This is a genomic window from Microbacterium stercoris, assembly GCF_017592545.1.
Taxonomy (GTDB): domain Bacteria; phylum Actinomycetota; class Actinomycetes; order Actinomycetales; family Microbacteriaceae; genus Microbacterium; species Microbacterium stercoris.
In genome coordinates, this window is record NZ_JAGFOA010000002.1 from 663,924 (window position 1) to 679,584 (window position 15,661).

The following is a 15,661-nucleotide window of genomic DNA, read 5'->3' on the forward strand; positions in this document are numbered from 1 at the left end:
CTTCCGCCGCCCCGGTCGGGTGGGGCCCGGGCGCCGAGCCCCCCCCCCCCCCCCCCCCCCGCCCCCCCCCCCCGGGGGGCCCCCCCGCTTCCCGCTAGTGTCGAAATATGAAGATCGGAATCCTCACGTCCGGAGGTGACTGCCCCGGACTGAATGCGGTCATCCGCGGCGTCGTCCTCAAGGGCACCACCACCTACGACATCGAGTTCGTGGGCATTCGCGATGGCTGGCGCGGCGTCGTCGACGCGGACTTCTTCCCCCTGACCCGTCACGAGGTCAAGGGCCTCGCGAAGGTCGGCGGCACCATCCTCGGCACCTCCCGCACCAACCCCTACGAGGGCGAGCGCGGGGGCGCCGAGAACATCAAGGCCACGCTGAGCGAGCACGGCATCGACGGCATCATCGCGATCGGCGGCGAGGGCACTCTCGCTGCCGCCGAGCGTCTGTCGAAGGACGGCGTGCCCGTGTTCGGCGTGCCGAAGACGATCGACAACGACCTCGGCGCCACCGACTACTCGTTCGGCTTCGACACGGCGGTGAACATCGCGACCGAGGCCATGGACCGCCTGCGCACGACCGGCGACTCGCACCAGCGCTGCATGGTGGCCGAGGTCATGGGCCGCCACGTGGGCTGGATCGCACTGCACGCCGGCATGGCGTCGGGTGCGCACGTGATCTGCATCCCCGAGGTGCCGCTGTCCATCGAGGAGATCACCGACCAGGTGCGCTCCGCCTTCGAGCGCGGTCGCGCGCCGCTTGTGGTCGTCTCCGAGGGCTTCAAGCTCAAGGGCCAGGAAGAGGCCTACAGCGACAAGGGCCTCGACGCCTTCAACCGCCCCCGCCTCGGCGGCATCGGCGAGATCCTCGCCCCCGAGATCGAGCGCATCACGGGCATCGAGACGCGCTCCACGGTGCTCGGGCACATCCAGCGCGGCGGCTCGCCGTCCGGCTTCGACCGCGTTCTGGCGACGCGCCTCGGCCTGCACACGGCCGACGCGATCAAGGAGGGCGCGTGGGGCGAGATGGTGGCGCTGCGCGGCACCGACATCGTCCGCGTGCCGTTCGCCGAGGCTCTCGGCGAGCTCCACACCGTGCCGCAGTCCCGCTACGAGGAGGCCGCAGCCCTCTTCGGCTGAGCTCCCCGCTCGAGAGAGGCTCCCGGTGCGTGCGGCACCGGGAGCCTCTCCCGTTCAGGGGCGCGGTCGGTCGGCGCCTCCGTCGATCAGGCGTCGGTGACGCCCAGCACCTCGAAGAGCCAGGCGAGCTGGAAGGCGCGCTCCCGCCACGAGTTGTAGCGGCCGGAGACGCCCCCGTGGCCGGCGACCATCTCGCACTTGAAGAGCGCATCGGCGCCGACATCGCGGAGCCGCGCGACCCACTTGGCGGGCTCGAGGTAGAGCACGCGCGTGTCGTTCAGTGAGGTCATGGCGAGAATGCGCGGGTACTCGACGCCTTCCCGCACGTTCTCGTAGGGCGTGTACGACTTCATGTACTCGTAGACGTCCGCGTCGTGCAGCGGGTCGCCCCATTCGTCCCACTCGATCACGGTCAGCGGAAGCGACGGATCCAGGATCGTCGTGAGCGCGTCGACGAAGGGCACGTCGGCGAGGATGCCCGCGAACAGGTCGGGCGCCAGGTTGGCCACCGCGCCCATCAGCAGCCCGCCCGCCGATCCGCCCTCCGCGACGAGGCGATCCGGGGTCGTGTAGCCCTTGTCCACCAGGTGCCGCGCGACGTCGACGAAATCGGTGAACGAGTTCTTCTTGTGGCCGAGCTTCCCGTCCTCGTACCACTGCCGGCCCATCTCGCCGCCGCCGCGCACGTGGGCGACCGCGAAGATCACCCCGCGGTCGAGCGAGGACAGACGCGCCACGCTGAAACCCGGGTCGATCGAGTGCTCGTACGAGCCGTAGCCGTACAGGTGCACCGGGCGCGGGGCGTCGCCCGGCTCGCCGAACGACCGCTTCCACACGAGCGAGACCGGGATGCGCGTGCCGTCGGCGGCCGGTGCCCACAGGCGCGCCTGGCCGTAGTCGGCGGGGTCGTAGTCGCCCAGCACCTCGACCTGGCGGCGCAGGATCAGTTCGCCCGCCGCGCCGAGCCCGATCGCCGCTCCGGCAGGCAGCACGTACTCGAAGACCGAGCCCGGGGTCGTGAACGAGCCGTAGCCCAGGCGCAGCACGGGCGGCGACCACTCGGGGTTGCTCGAGACACCGGCCGAGAACAGCGGCTCCTCGAAGACGACCTCGGTGAGCGCGTGCGTGCGGTAGTCGAGCAGCGCCACGCGGGGGAGTCCCTCGCGGCGGTACTCGACGACCGCGAAGTCGCGGAAGCAGTCGATGTCGATGAGCCGGCGTCCGGGCTGGTGTGCGAGCACGACCTCGGTGTCGGTGGGCGATCCGGCGCGTGCCCGCACCAGCTCGAAGTCGAGCGCCCCGTCGTTGTGCAGGATGTACAGCCAGTCCTCGCCGTCGATCACGGCGTGCTCGACGCCGTACTCGACGCCCTCGCGGCGGGGCCACACGACCTCCGGCCGGGCCTCGGGGTCGGACGCCACGGTCGTGGCGTCGAGCAGCGCGACCTCGCTCGTGATGCTCGATCCGGACTCGACGATGAGGAACCGCTCGCTGCGGGTGACTCCCGCCCCGACCCAGAAGTGCTCGTCGTCGTCGCGGTAGATCTCACGGTCGTCCGCGCGTCCCGCAGCACCCACCTCGTGCAGCCAGGCGCGGTCGGGCCGCCAGGCGTCGTCGACCGTCGTGTACACGATGTGCGTGCCGGAGGGCAGGAAGTGCGCGCCCGACGAGGTGCCCTCCAGCACGTCGGGAAGCCTCTCGCCCGTGACGAGGTCCTTCACCCGGATCGTGTAGCGCTCGTCGCCGGCGACATCGACCGCCCACAGCATGCGGGTGCCGTCCTTCGTGACGTCGAACGAGCCGAGCGAGAAGAACTCGTGCCCGTCGGCCTCGGCGTTCGCATCGAGCAGGATCTGCTCGCCCGGCACCTCGGTGTCGGGCGCCAGGATCGGCGGGGTCCAGTCGTCCGGGCCGGCGATGGGGGCACGGCACTGGATGCCGTACTGCTTGCCGGCGACCGTGCGCCCGTAGTACCACCAGTCACCACGGCGACTGGGAAGGCTGAGGTCGGTCTCGCGGACGCGGCCCTTGATCTCCTGGAACACCTTCTCGCGCAGCGGCTCGAGATGGGCGAGCGCCTCGTCGGTGTAGGCGTTCTCGGCCTCGAGGTGGGCGATGACCTCGGGCGATTCCTTCTCGCGCAGCCACTCGTACGGGTCGTCGAAGGTGTCGCCGTGATGGGTGCGGGGCTGGGGTCGCCGGTCGGGGCGAGGAGCGGTCATCCATCCACGCTAACCGCCTCGTGGGGCGCTCGGCTCGCGCGTGCGCGCGACGCGCCCGGCGCGGTTTGCCGCATCGTCCTCGCGATGGGAGAATCGTGCACTGTCTGGTTACCAGACCCGGAACAGATAGCGAACCCTTCGTTCGCAGGATCGGATCCCCCCCGGATCCTCGATCACGGAAGGCGGACGGTGGAAACCGCAGCCCTCGTCGTCGCGCTGGTCATCGTCCTGGCGCTCTTCTTCGACTTCACCAACGGATTCCACGACACCGCGAATGCGATGGCCACGCCCATCGCCACCGGTGCGCTGAAGCCCAAGACGGCCGTGGCTCTCGCGGCCATTCTCAATCTCGTCGGCGCGTTCCTCTCGACGGAGGTGGCGAAGACCATCTCGGGCGGGATCATCCGCGAGGATCAGATCTCGGGCGAGGTCTTCCCCTCGTTGATCTTCGCCGGCCTCATCGGCGCGATCACGTGGAACATGTTCACGTGGCTGCTGGGTCTTCCCTCCAGCTCGTCGCACGCGCTGTTCGGCGGCCTGATCGGCGCCACGATCGTGGGACTCGGAGTCCACGGCATCGACTTCGGCGTCGTGATGTCGAAGGTCGTGCTGCCGGCGCTTCTGGCGCCGTTGACGGCCGGCATCATCGCCTTCGCGGCCACGAAGCTCGCGTATGCCGTCACGCGTCGCTACGACGGCAAGCCCGACGGTCGCGACGGCTTCCGCTGGGGCCAGATCTTCACGTCGTCGCTTGTCGCCCTGGCGCACGGCACGAACGACGCGCAGAAGACCATGGGCATCATCACGCTCGCGCTCATCGCGGTCGGCTGGCAGAATCACCCCGAGCCGGAGCTGTGGGTCATCTTCGCGGCCGCGTCCGCGATCGCGCTCGGCACCTACGTCGGCGGCTGGCGCATCATCCGCACCCTCGGCAAGGGCCTCACCGACGTCAAGCCCGCCCAGGGCTTCTCGGCGGAGGCGTCCACGGCCGCCACCATCCTGGCCTCGAGCCACCTCGGCTTCGCGCTGTCGACCACGCAGGTCGCCTCCGGATCCGTCATCGGATCGGGTCTGGGACGTCGCGGATCGGAGGTGCGCTGGGGCATGGTCGGCAAGATCTTCGTGGGCTGGCTGCTCACCCTTCCCGCCGCGGGTCTCGTGGGCGGTCTGATGGCGCTCCTCGTCGTGTGGTCGAAGAACGCGGGTCTCGGGGTGACGGGCGTCATCATCGACGCGATCCTCGCGACGATCGCGATCGTCTTCCTGTTCCTGCGCTCGCGCAAGGACGAGGTCCACGCGGGCAACGCGATGAGCGAGGTCGCCGTCTCCGGTCAGGCCGTCGAGCTCGACGAGAACCCGCCGCCCACTCCGCGCCAGCAGCGCGCGATGGAGGAGAAGGCCGCCCGCAAGGCGGCGAAGAAGAAGACGAAGGGCGCGGACAAGTGATCATCGACTGGCTCGCATTCCTGCAGGTCTTCCTCGCGGCGATCATCGGCGCCGTTGTGGTGGTCGGCTTCTACGCGCTCGGCCTGCGGCTGATGGCGGCGGCCGGCCGCATCCCCGTCGTCGCCCCGGTGCAGTGGACGGACGCGATCCAGGTGGTCACGCCGAAGGAGATCGCCAAGGCCGAGAAGGCCGCCGCGAAGGCGGCGAGGAAGAACCCCCTCAGCGAGGCGCAGAAGCGCCTGGCCATGCTCGGCGCCTACGCGTGCTTCACGGTCTGCGCGCTCGCGGTCGTCGCGGGCATCCTGCTCATCGTCGCGGGCTGACGGATCCGCCGCCGGCTGATCAGGCCTCGTCACCGCCCTCCGCAGCCAGTTCGGCCGCGGAGGGCGGATTCGCACCCGCGCGCGACACCGTGATCGCCGCCGCGCGCGCGGCGATCTCGAGGTGCGGGCGCAGGTCGAAGTCGTCGCGGGCGAGAGTCGCGCGCAAGCCACCGCCCAGCAGGCCGTGTCGCCCGAGATCGGCGAGGAGCGCGGCCATGAAGGAGTCGCCGGCGCCGACGGTGTCGACGACGTCGGCACGCACCGCCGACAGTTCCAGCAGCCCGGTGCGGGTCATCGCGATCACTCCGTCGCCGCCCCGGGTGACGATGGCCGCGCCCGTGCCGGTCTCGACGAGCCCTCGCGCGATGCCCGCGGGGTCCTCACCGGGGTAGAGCCAGTCGAGGTCCTCGTCGCTGGCTTTGACGACATCCGAGAGCGCCGCGAACTGCTCGAAACGCGCCCGCGCGGCCTCGTGGTCCTCGAGCAGCGCAGGCCGGATGTTCGGGTCGAAGCTGATGCTCGCCACGCCCCGCGCGCCCTCGAGCAGGGCGCGCACGGCCTCGGCGCCGGGGGAGAGGAAGGCGGCGATCGAGCCCGTGTGCACGTGGCGCACGGCGCGGGTCTCGCGCGGGGTGAGCGTCCACCCGATCTCGAAGTCGTACCGGGCGGATCCGTCGGGCTGGATCCGGGCGGTCGCGCGTGGTGTGCGCAGCGCCGGATGCGGCGGCTCCACCAGCCGCACGCCCGCGCCCACGAGGTGCGCGGCGATCAGTGCGCCGTCGTCGTCCGCTCCGAGCTGTGTCAGCAGCGCGACGTCGGCGCCCAGACGTGCGAGCCCGAAAGCGACATTCGCGGGGCTGCCGCCGGCGTGGGTCACCTGCGTGCCGTCGGGCTGGAGGATGACATCGGCCACGCTCTCGCCGACGACGAGGAGGTCCGCGGAAGAGAGGGATGCGCTCATGCGCCTAGTCTGGCGGCATGCAGTTCGGCCAGCACGCCCCCGCGCAGCGAACGATCGTCCATCTGAGCGATACCCACCTCCTCGCGGCGAATGCGCCGCTCGGAGGCCGATACGACACGGAGGGCAACCTTCGGCGAACGCTCGACCGGGTCGAGCAGATGGCGACCGACGGAGCCTTCGTCCCCGACGCGCTGGTGTTCACGGGCGACCTCACCGATCTCGGCGAGTCGCTGGCCTACGTGCGGGTGCGGGAGCTGGTCGAGCCGGTGGCGGCGCGCCTGGGCGCCCCCGTCGTGTGGGTCGCGGGCAACCATGACGAGCGGCCGGAGATGCGCCGTGACCTTCTCGGCCTGGTTCCCGACGAGACGCCCATCACGGGCGTCTGGGACCTCGGAGGGCTTCGCCTCGTCGCGCTCGACAGCTCGGTTCCCGGATGGCATCACGGCGAGATCGACGCCGCGCAGCGCGAGTGGCTGAGGGGGGTGCTGTCCGAGCCGGCGCCGCTCGGCACGATCCTCGCGCTGCATCATCCGCCGCTGCCGAGCCACGTGCCGATGTTCGACATCCTCGAGCTGCGCGACCAGGCGGCACTCGCGCAGGTGATCGCCGGATCGGATGTGCGGGCGATCCTCGCCGGGCATCTGCACTACTCGATGAGCGGCACGTTCGCCGGGGTGCCCGTGAGCGTCGCCGCGGCATCCTGCTACACGATGGACGTCGCCCGCCCGCCCCTGCGCGTGAACGGCATGGATGCCGGTCAGAGCTTCCAGCTGGTGCACGTGTACGCCGACACCGTCACGCATACGGTCGTGCCGGTGGACGCCGAGGACCCCGCCGGATACTTCACGCCTGACTGGTACGCAAGAATGGCGGATCTTTCTCCCGAGCAGCGTCTCGAGGCCTTCTCGCGGAAGCCTCCGCGCGCCTAGGCTCGCTGAATGACACAATCTGTGACCCGCACTGAGACGGATTCGCTGGGATCGCTGGAGATCCCCGGCGACGTCTACTGGGGCATCCACACGGCACGAGCTCTCGACAACTTCGACATCTCGAAGCGACCCATCTCGGTGTATCCCGAGCTCGTCGTCGCCCTCGCCATGGTGAAGCAGGCCGCCGCACGCGCGAACCGCGAGATCGGCGTGCTGGATGACGAGCGCGCGGATCTGATCGACCGCGCAGCGCAGCGCGTGATCGACGGCGAGTTCCACGACCAGTTCGTTGTGGGCGTCATCCAGGGCGGCGCCGGCACGTCGACGAACATGAACGCCAACGAGGTCATCACCAACGTCGCCCTCGAGCTGGCGGGACGCGAGAAGGGCGACTACGCCTATCTGTCGCCGATCGACCACACCAACCGCAGCCAGTCGACGAACGACGTCTACCCGACGGCGATCAAGGTCGGCATCTCGCTGGTGCACGTCTCGCTGCTGCACGAGCTCGATATGCTCCGTCGCGCGTTCCTGAACAAGTCGCGCGAGTTCCACGACGTGCTCAAGGTCGGCCGCACACAGCTCCAGGACGCGGTGCCCATGACCCTCGGGCAGGAGTTCCACGGCTTCGCCACCACGCTCGGGGAGGACTACGCGCGCCTCGGCGAGAACTCGTCGCTCCTGTACGAGATCAACCTCGGGGCGACGGCGATCGGCACGGGCGTCACCGCGCCGTACGGCTACGCGCAGGCGGTGCGCGAGCACCTCAACGACATCTCGGGCCTGCCGCTGACCACGGCCACCGACCTCGTCGAAGCCACCAGCGACACGGGCGCGTTTATGTCGTTCTCGTCGTCGCTCAAGCGCAACGCGATGAAGCTGTCGAAGATCTGCAACGACCTGCGTCTGCTCTCGTCGGGCCCGCAGGCGGGCTTCGGCGAGATCAATCTGCCGCCCCGTCAGGCCGGGTCCAGCATCATGCCCGGAAAGGTCAACCCGGTCATCCCGGAAGTGGTCAACCAGGTGGCCTTCGCCGTGGCGGGCGCCGACATGACCGTGACGATGGCCGCCGAGGCGGGCCAGCTGCAGCTGAACGCCTTCGAACCGGTGATCGCTCACTCGATCCTCCAGTCGATCACGTGGATGCGTCAGGGCATGCACACGCTCCGCGTGAACTGCGTCGACGGCATCACCGCGAACCGCGACCGCCTCGGGGCGATGGTCGGCTCGTCGGTGGGCGTGGTCACGGCGCTGACCCCGTTCATCGGCTACGCGGCCGCGGCCGCGCTGGCCAAGACGGCGCTGCTCACCAACCGCAGCGTTGCCGATCTCGTCGTCGAGGCGGGGCTCATGGAGCGCTCCGAGGTCGACAAGCAGCTCTCGCCCGCGCGCCTCTCCGGAATCGAAGCGGTCACCTCGGCGATCCCGGTGGTGGCAGCCGAGGACCTGCCGGCGTCCAGCGTCTGACGAATTCGCGAGAAAGGCACGGGATGCGAGCGCATCCCGTGCCTTTCTCGTGCGAGGGCCCGGATCAGTCGACGACGCGGCAGTGCGTCGTCAGCTCGCCGATGCCGTCGATGCCCACCGTCACCACCGAACGGTCGCGCATCAGAACCTGCGGGGTGCGCGAGTATCCGGATCCGCCCGGGCTGCCCGTCGAGATGAGGGTGCCGGGCATCAGCGTGATGCCCTTCGACAGGTGCGAGATGAGCTTCGCCACCGTGCGCACCATGGAACCCGTTGTCGAGTCCTGCATGGTGTGGCCATCGAGCACCGTCCAGATGTGCAGGCTCTGCGGATCCGGGATCTCGTCGGCGGTGACGACATACGGGCCGACCGGCGTGAAGCCGTCGAGCGACTTCGCGCGGCACCACTGCGCCTCGGAGTACTGGATGTCGCGTGCCGTGATGTCGTTGACGACGGTGTACCCGAACACGTGGGAGAGGGCGTCCTGCTCGCTCACATCACGCGCGGGCGTGCCGATGATCACACCGAGCTCGGCCTCGTAGTCGACGGCCTTGGCCAGGGAGCGCGACCAGGTCGTTGTGGCGTTATGAGCGGCGATCGAGTTGGGCCAGAGCGTGAACACGGTGGGGGTGTCGTCGGTCTTGAGGTTCAGCTCGCCGGAGTGGGCGGCGTAGTTCAGGCCGATCGCCATGATCGTGGGCGGCGCGAGCACCGCGGGCGCGAAGGAGACGTCGGCGATCGGCAGCCGCTCGCCGGCGTAGCCGGCGGCAGCCTCGCGCACGGCGTCGAGCAGCTGCGGCCCGCCTGCGATCAGCTGTTCCAGGGTGGACGGTCCGTCCGGGATCAGAGTGGGCACCGGCACCGCGCCCTCGTCGTCGACGATGACGAGCGTGGCGGAGGCGCCCCCGGGACGCACGACGTGGGCGAATCGCATGCCATCCAGGCTAGTCCCCGGGCGACCCGCGGCGCTGAGCCGACCGGTATCTCGGGGCGTGCCGGTGCACCCATAGGATGACGGGTGTCCGCGGGCGCGCCGCGGTGCGATCTGGGGAGAACATGACGAACGCCGGCCTGACACCTCCGAACCCGCAGCCGTTTCCGAGCGCCCTCGCGCAGCCCGCGTACGGAGCGGGCGCCGCGATCGCCCCGGCGCCCGCCGCCGTCGCGCCCCTTCCGGTTCCCGACAAGAGGGGCCGCAGCGTCCCGGTCTGGATCTGGCCCGTCCTGGGCATCCTCCTGCTGGCCGTGCTCGCCTACCTCGTCGTCTTCCTCGGCCCGGGCGCGACCGCCGTGGGGCTCATCCTCGCCCTCATCCCGTTCGCGGTCGTGATCTGGGTCGTGGTGATGATCGATCGCTGGGAGCCGGAGCCGAAGGCTCTGGTGTTCTTCGCCCTCGCCTGGGGCGGCGTCGCGTCGATCGCGTTCACGCTGCTTGTGGGCATCGCCTTCGAGTACCTCGACTACGCGCTCGGCATCCAGCGCACGGAGTTCTTCGGCCCCGTGATCCAGGCGCCGCTGGTGGAGGAGGGGTTCAAGGGTCTCGGCCTGCTCCTGCTGGTCTGGATCGGCCGCCGCGCGTTCGACGGTCCCGTCGACGGCGTGGTCTACGGCGCTCTCGTCGGAGCCGGCTTCGCCTTCACCGAGAACATCCAGTACTTCGCCATCTCGCTGCTGGAGGGAGGCGAGGTGCAGCTCGGGGTGACGTTCTTCCTGCGCGCCATCCTGTCGCCCTTCACCCACGCGATGTTCACCGCCTGCACCGGCTTTGCGATCGGCCTCGCTGCCCGGCGAGGCCGTAAGGCGCTGCCGCTGATCGGCTACGCGATCGTCGGCTATGCCGCGGCCGTCGCGCTGCACGCCCTGTGGAACGGCGCCTCGTTCGTCATCTCCGGGGGACTCATCGGCTTCCTCGGGTACTACATCGTGCTGCAGGTGCCGATCTTCGCGCTGTTCGTCTGGGGTGTCGTGCACCTGCGCAAGGAGGAGGCCCGCCTGACCCGCGAGCGCCTCGGAGACTATGCTGTCGCGGGCTGGTTCACCCCGCAGGAGATCGACATGCTCGCGACTCCCCGCGGACGTCGTGCGGGCAGGGCGTGGGCCGCATCCCTCCCGGGCGGCCGCAGCACGCTCATGGTCTCGTTCATCCGCGACGCGTCCGCGCTCGCCGCGGCACGGCACCGCGCGATCTCGGGCCGCGACCCGCACGCGCAGCAGGACGAGCACGTGCTGCTGGCGCGGATCACCGCGACCCGGAGGTCGCTGCTGTCCCGCTGATCTGCCCCCGCGCGGGGTCTTGACACTCCGCGGAACGCGGGAGCATCCTGGATTCAGATCAACTCAGCGCCCGGATGATTCGCAGGCATCGCCGCGACCCGGGCGCTGAGTGCTGTCCGGGGCGCTGCGCGCACGGATCCGGATGTTCGCGTTCCGCGAATGCCCCGGCGGTGCGGTCGCGATCGTGGTTCGATGGAGCCATGAGCGCAGATCGCACCAAGCCCGAGTTCGACGCCCCCGAGGGCCCGGCGCCCGAGGAGCTCGTCATCCGCGACCTCATCGAGGGTGACGGAGCCGAGGCGAAGCCCGGCGACACCGTCACCGTCCACTACGCGGGCGTCGAGTACGAGACCGGCGACGAGTTCGACTCGTCGTGGGGTCGTGGCGAGAGCATCCAGTTCCCGCTCCGCGGCCTGATCCAGGGATGGCAGGACGGCATCCCGGGCATGAAGGAAGGCGGCCGCCGCGAGCTCGTCATCCCGCCGCACCTCGCCTACGGTCCCGCCGGCGCGGGGCACTTCCTCAGCGGCAAGACCCTCATCTTCATCATCGACCTGATCAAGGTCGGCTGACCCCCTTCAGCCGCGTGATCCGAAGCGCCTCCGTCCGCGGGGGCGCTTCGTCGTCTCCCGACGAATCTCCGCGTGTCGGGAATATATGCGACTGAATAGGTATTATCACCCGTGACGCCGTTCGCGGCACCGCTTCCATCACCCCTCTGCCAAGGAGAGACATGACCATCGAGATCCCCGGCTACCGTCCCGGCACCTACACGATCGACCCTGCGCACTCCGAGGTGGGCTTCAGCGTCCGCCACATGATGATCTCGAAGGTCAAGGGCGCCTTCCACGTCATCGAGGGCACGATCGTCGCTCCCGAGAACCCGCTCGAGGCGTCCGTGACGGCCAAGGCCGACGTGGCCTCGATCAACACGAAGGACGAGGGCCGCGACCAGCACCTGCGCTCCGCCGACTTCTTCGACGCCGAGCAGTTCCCGACGATCGAGTTCGTCTCGACGGGCGTGCGCGAGGAGGACGGCGAGTTCCTCGTCGACGGCGACCTCACCATCCACGGCGTGACGCAGCCGGTCACCTTCAACCTCGAGCTCGGCGGCTTCGGCACCGACCCGTGGGGCAACTTCAAGGCGGGCGCCACGGGCACCGCCAAGGTCGACCGCGAGTCGTTCGGCCTCACCTGGAACGCCGCCCTCGAGACCGGTGGCGTGCTCGTCGGCAAGGACGTCACGATCACGCTCGACCTGCAGGCCTCGCTTCAGGCGTAAGCAGCGGGAACGACAAGGGGCGGGTGCATCGCGCACCCGCCCCTTCATGTGCCCGGAGCCGAGGCATCAGGGCTGCGGCTCGAGCGCGTCGTAGGCGCGGAAGCGGGTCGCGAAGCGCAGAATGACCGCCACGATCACGATGATCGCGATGCCGCCCGCGAGCGGCGGCACCCACAGGGCGATGCCCGAGAGCACGCCCGTCACGAGCGCTCCGATCCGGGGCCCGCCGGCGACGACCACCATGAAGATGCCCTGCAGGCGGCCCCGCACGGCATCGGGCACGGCGGCCTGGAGCATGGTCTGACGGAAGATCGAGCTGACGTTGTCGGTGGCGCCCGTGAGAGCGAGGGCGATGCACGCCAGCACGATCATCGGGATGTCCGGATGGGCCTCGGTCGCGTGGCCTGACCAGCCGAAGGCCGCGCCCATCAGCACCAGGCCGAACAGACCCGTGGCGAGCCCGAAGGCCTGGATCGCCCGCGCGATGCCGAGACCCTGGCGGCGAACCGTGACGACGCGACCCGAGAACAGGCTCGACACGAACACGCCCACGGCGATCGACGCCATCAGGATCCCCGAGGTCACCTCACCGCCGCCCAGCAGCACCACCCCCAGCGCGGGGAAAAGGGCGATGGGCTGCCCGAAGGTCATCGCGATGATGTCGAGCAGGAACTGCATCCGGATGTTCGGGGCCGTCTTGAGGAACCCGAATCCGTCGAGGATGGATCGCAGACCCGGCTGCTCGGTCTGCCCCTCGGGCGGGAGTTTGGGCAGGGTCGCCAAGCCGAGGAAGAGCGAGAGCGTCAGGATCACGTCGATCGTGTACGTGAGCGGGTAGTCGAACGCCGCGACCAGGATGCCGCCGAGCGCCGGCCCGGCCATCACCATGATGCCGCCCGTGATCCCCTGCAGAGCGGCAGCGGGGGCGATGAGGTCCTTGCCGACGAGGGTGGGCGTCATCGCCATCTTGGTCGCCGAGGCGACGGTCGTGGCGGCCGAGCTCAGGATCGACAGGGCGTACAGCCACCACTCGTTGACGAGGCCCGTCCAGGCGAGCACCGCGAGGGCGACCGTGGCGCTCCATCCGATCACCGCGGCCGTGAGCGCCACCGCGCGACGGTCGAAGTGATCCGCGAGCATTCCGCCGTAGAGGCCGGCGACGATCATCGGAACGAGGCCCGCGAACGCGATCATGGAGACCGCGAAGGTCGATCCGGTCAGCGCGAACATGTGCAGCATGACGGCGGTGATCGTCAGCTGCCCGCCGAGACCGCCGAGCAGCGTGCCGAGCCACAGTCGCGCGAACGCGGGGCTCTGGGTGAGCGGTCGGACGTCGATGAGGTGGCCGCGGCGCTCGCTCACGGCATGGTCCTGTGAAGCACCTCTCGACTCTATGACGCCGGCAGCCGGGGTCAGCCCGCCGCCTGCCGCAGAATGGGCGCCAGCGCCCGGTCGAGCGGATCGCCGAGTTCGGCTCCGAACGTGGCCGTGAGGTGGTGGTCGTCGGAGTACACGAGCGTGGCCCCGATGATCGCCGGGCAGGTGCGCTGGTTGCACATGGCATCCGTGAGGTCGACGACCTCGGCGGGGGTGCGGGCCGCGACGGCGTCGATCGCCGCGCGCACCGCCGGGTTGAGGGCCTCCTCGCGCGGGGCGGCGCACCGGGCGGCGCTGTGGACGTGCTCGGCGAGGCACGAGGGCGCCGAGAAGGGCAGCTCGGGGTTGTCCTGCACGATCACGGGGATGGTCTGGGCCGGCAGCCGCGCGAGCACCGCCTCGATCCCTTCCTCCCAGTCCTCCTGGATGATGACCGGATCGCGCCCGGGCATCGGACCGATGTGGTTCGAGATCAGCACGACGTCGGGCGGATCGGCCACGAGTGCCGCGAGTGCGGCCTCGCGCCAGGCGGCGCAGTCGGTGTCGCCGGTCGTGGTCCAGGCATGGACCGTGTCGATCGAGCGGCATCCGCTCTTGGTGAGGGTCGTGAGACGCGCCCCCGCCTGTTCGGCGACGCGCTCGACCGCCGGGAACAGACGGCCCGCGTGCGAGTCGCCGAACAGCGCGATCCGGAGATCTCCGTCCGCCGCGCCGTACTCGCAGGTCGTCAGCTCCGCGGTGAACTTGTCCTGCTGGCATCCGTTGGTGTAGATCTCGCCGGTGTCGTCCGCCGCGCGGGTGAGCGAGGGGGCGAGGTTGCTCGGCACGTAGTCGGTGCCCGGCGGCAGCGAGGTGAGGGCGGTGTGCGGTGCGGCGCGACCCGCGTCGATCGGCAGTGCGGAGACGGCCGTGCCCGCACCGCCCACGACCGCGGCGATGGCCAGCGAGCTCGCCGCCATGGCGGCGAGCGTGCGTCCGTGCGCGCGCGGGGTGACGGGGGTGCGGGTGTGCGGGTGGCGCAGCGGCTCCTCCACGAGGCGGTGCAGCACCCACGCGAGGCACGGCGCCACCGCGGCGATCACGATCCCGGCCCACAGCGGCAGTGATCCGTCGAGGGTGAGGCGCTCGGCGGCGAACACCACGAGGGGCCAGTGCACCAGGTAGAGCGAGTAGGAGATGCGCCCCGTCCACTGCAGGGGAGCGGGGGAGAGAGCGCGCTGCGGTCCTGCGCGCCCGGCGGCCGGTGCGAGGCCGATCGCCGCCGCCGTGCCCAGCACGGGCACAAGCGTCAGCGGCCCCGGCCAGCTCGCGGTGTCGTCGAGCAGCACAACGCCGCCGATGATCGCGGCGAACCCCGCCCACGCGCCGACCGCCGCGAGGGGTCGGGGCACCCGCGCGAGGGCGTTCGCCGCGCACGCCACGAGCGCCCCGGTCGCCAGTTCCCATGCGCGCGTCGGCAGTGCGAAGAACGCCCAGGGCTGGGAGATCTCGGCGACCGTGAGGCAGAGCGCGAGGGAGACGAGGGCGAGCACCGCGATGCCCGCGGCCAGCCCGTGCCGGGTGATCCGGCGCAGCCACGGACGGGCGCCCAGGGCGGCCAGGCCCACGAGAAGCAGCGGCCACAGCAGGTAGAACTGCTCCTCGACACCGAGCGACCAGTAGTGCTGGAAAGGCGACGGCTCGGTGCCGGCGAGGTAGTCGGTCTGCTCGACGGCGAAGCGCAGGTTGGGGACGTACAGAGCGGTGGCGATCGCGTCCTGCGCCACCGATGCGATCCGCAGCGGCGACATCAGCAGCGTGGCTGCCGCCATGGTCAATGCGACCACGGTGAGCGCGGCAGGCAGCAGTCGCCGGGCGCGCCGGGCGTAGAAGGCGGTGAAGGAGATGCGTCCGCGCTCGGCCCGCTCACGCAGCAGGTGCCCCGTGATGAGGAAGCCCGAGATGACGAAGAACACGTCGACGCCCACGAAGCCGCCCGCGAATCCCGGGATGCCCGTGTGCGCGAGCAGCACCGCCAGCACCGCCACCGCGCGCAGACCCTGGATGTCGGCGCGCAGCCCGCGACCGGACGAGGGAGGGGACGTGCTGCGCATCCGGGCACGATAAGTCGCGCGGGTTAACGGCCGGTGGATCCGCGGCGCCGGTTCGCAGGCGCCTCTATCGCTGATAGACTCGTGAAGTTGCCGTTCGATCGGCCGCGGATAAAGAGAGCTCGCACATCAGGTGCCGAGCGCCGCGCAATGA

13 protein-coding genes are annotated in these 15,661 nt (G+C 70.3%); 8 read left to right on the plus strand and 5 right to left on the minus strand.

Translation table 11 applies throughout. The annotated features are described in order from the left end of the window. The first annotated feature begins 107 nt into the window (after positions 1 to 107). Positions 108 to 1,136 (plus strand): ATP-dependent 6-phosphofructokinase, encoded by a 1,029-nt coding sequence (locus J5V96_RS07245; protein WP_208502156.1) that lies wholly within the window; start codon positions 108 to 110, stop codon positions 1,134 to 1,136. 86 nt (positions 1,137 to 1,222) lie between these two features. Here the strand turns inward: J5V96_RS07245 and J5V96_RS07250 are convergent, their stop codons facing one another. Continuing rightward, positions 1,223 to 3,358 (minus strand): S9 family peptidase, encoded by a 2,136-nt coding sequence (locus tag J5V96_RS07250; protein ID WP_208502158.1) that lies wholly within the window; start codon positions 3,356 to 3,358, stop codon positions 1,223 to 1,225. Between the two features lie 189 nt (positions 3,359 to 3,547). Between J5V96_RS07250 and J5V96_RS07255 the strand changes: the two genes are divergently transcribed. Both J5V96_RS07255 and J5V96_RS07260 read left to right on the plus strand, forming a co-directional pair. Further along, the gene (locus J5V96_RS07255; RefSeq protein ID WP_208502160.1) at positions 3,548 to 4,804 is read left to right on the plus strand and encodes an inorganic phosphate transporter; all 1,257 of its coding nucleotides are present in this window, start codon (positions 3,548 to 3,550) and stop codon (positions 4,802 to 4,804) included. Continuing rightward, entirely contained in the window at positions 4,804 to 5,127 is a 324-nt protein-coding gene (locus J5V96_RS07260) for a peptidase (RefSeq protein ID WP_208502446.1), read from the plus strand. The genes J5V96_RS07255 and J5V96_RS07260 overlap by 1 nt, the downstream gene beginning before the upstream one ends. A gap of 19 nt (positions 5,128 to 5,146) precedes the next feature. Here J5V96_RS07260 and J5V96_RS07265 read toward each other — a convergent pair whose 3' ends face one another. Further along, a complete protein-coding gene (locus J5V96_RS07265) occupies positions 5,147 to 6,088 on the minus strand; it encodes a carbohydrate kinase family protein (protein ID WP_208502162.1) in 942 nt (313 codons plus the stop codon). A 17-nt stretch (positions 6,089 to 6,105) separates the two neighbouring features. Between J5V96_RS07265 and J5V96_RS07270 the strand changes: the two genes are divergently transcribed. Both J5V96_RS07270 and J5V96_RS07275 read left to right on the plus strand, forming a co-directional pair. After that, entirely contained in the window at positions 6,106 to 7,017 is a 912-nt protein-coding gene (locus J5V96_RS07270) for a metallophosphoesterase (RefSeq protein ID WP_208502164.1), read from the plus strand. Positions 7,018 to 7,026: 9 nt separating this feature from the next. After that, complete coding sequence (locus tag J5V96_RS07275) at positions 7,027 to 8,484, plus strand: aspartate ammonia-lyase (protein ID WP_208502166.1); 1,458 nt, start codon at positions 7,027 to 7,029, stop codon at positions 8,482 to 8,484. Between the two features lie 64 nt (positions 8,485 to 8,548). Here J5V96_RS07275 and J5V96_RS07280 read toward each other — a convergent pair whose 3' ends face one another. Further along, positions 8,549 to 9,418, minus strand: coding sequence for a fumarylacetoacetate hydrolase family protein (locus J5V96_RS07280; protein WP_208502168.1), 870 nt, complete (start codon positions 9,416 to 9,418; stop codon positions 8,549 to 8,551). 122 nt (positions 9,419 to 9,540) lie between these two features. On the opposite strand from J5V96_RS07280, the gene J5V96_RS07285 reads away from it, so the two are divergent. From J5V96_RS07285 to J5V96_RS07295, 3 genes are all read left to right on the plus strand, one after another. Then, a complete protein-coding gene (locus tag J5V96_RS07285; RefSeq protein WP_208502170.1) occupies positions 9,541 to 10,758 on the plus strand; it encodes a PrsW family intramembrane metalloprotease in 1,218 nt (405 codons plus the stop codon). A 200-nt stretch (positions 10,759 to 10,958) separates the two neighbouring features. After that, positions 10,959 to 11,330, plus strand: coding sequence for an FKBP-type peptidyl-prolyl cis-trans isomerase (locus J5V96_RS07290; protein ID WP_208502172.1), 372 nt, complete (start codon positions 10,959 to 10,961; stop codon positions 11,328 to 11,330). A gap of 161 nt (positions 11,331 to 11,491) precedes the next feature. Next, entirely contained in the window at positions 11,492 to 12,040 is a 549-nt protein-coding gene (locus tag J5V96_RS07295) for a YceI family protein (protein WP_208502174.1), read from the plus strand. A 66-nt stretch (positions 12,041 to 12,106) separates the two neighbouring features. Here the strand turns inward: J5V96_RS07295 and J5V96_RS07300 are convergent, their stop codons facing one another. Together J5V96_RS07300 and J5V96_RS07305 are read right to left on the minus strand one after the other, a co-directional pair. After that, positions 12,107 to 13,402, minus strand: coding sequence for an MFS transporter (locus J5V96_RS07300; RefSeq protein WP_208502177.1), 1,296 nt, complete (start codon positions 13,400 to 13,402; stop codon positions 12,107 to 12,109). A gap of 50 nt (positions 13,403 to 13,452) precedes the next feature. Next, positions 13,453 to 15,510, minus strand: a complete 2,058-nt coding sequence (locus J5V96_RS07305) for an acyltransferase family protein (RefSeq protein ID WP_208502179.1) — start codon at positions 15,508 to 15,510, stop codon at positions 13,453 to 13,455. Between the last annotated feature and the right edge of the window lie 151 nt (positions 15,511 to 15,661).

Coding starts and splice junctions, on each gene's coding strand:
- J5V96_RS07295 (WP_208502174.1), top strand. CDS start 11,492: ATGACCATCGAGATCCCCGGCTACCGTCCCGGCACCTACACGATCGAC.
- J5V96_RS07245 (WP_208502156.1), top strand. CDS start 108: ATGAAGATCGGAATCCTCACGTCCGGAGGTGACTGCCCCGGACTGAAT.
- J5V96_RS07290 (WP_208502172.1), top strand. CDS start 10,959: ATGAGCGCAGATCGCACCAAGCCCGAGTTCGACGCCCCCGAGGGCCCG.
- J5V96_RS07265 (WP_208502162.1), bottom strand. CDS start 6,088: ATGAGCGCATCCCTCTCTTCCGCGGACCTCCTCGTCGTCGGCGAGAGC.
- J5V96_RS07270 (WP_208502164.1), top strand. CDS start 6,106: ATGCAGTTCGGCCAGCACGCCCCCGCGCAGCGAACGATCGTCCATCTG.
- J5V96_RS07250 (WP_208502158.1), bottom strand. CDS start 3,358: ATGACCGCTCCTCGCCCCGACCGGCGACCCCAGCCCCGCACCCATCAC.
- J5V96_RS07285 (WP_208502170.1), top strand. CDS start 9,541: ATGACGAACGCCGGCCTGACACCTCCGAACCCGCAGCCGTTTCCGAGC.
- J5V96_RS07305 (WP_208502179.1), bottom strand. CDS start 15,510: ATGCGCAGCACGTCCCCTCCCTCGTCCGGTCGCGGGCTGCGCGCCGAC.
- J5V96_RS07280 (WP_208502168.1), bottom strand. CDS start 9,418: ATGCGATTCGCCCACGTCGTGCGTCCCGGGGGCGCCTCCGCCACGCTC.
- J5V96_RS07275 (WP_208502166.1), top strand. CDS start 7,027: ATGACACAATCTGTGACCCGCACTGAGACGGATTCGCTGGGATCGCTG.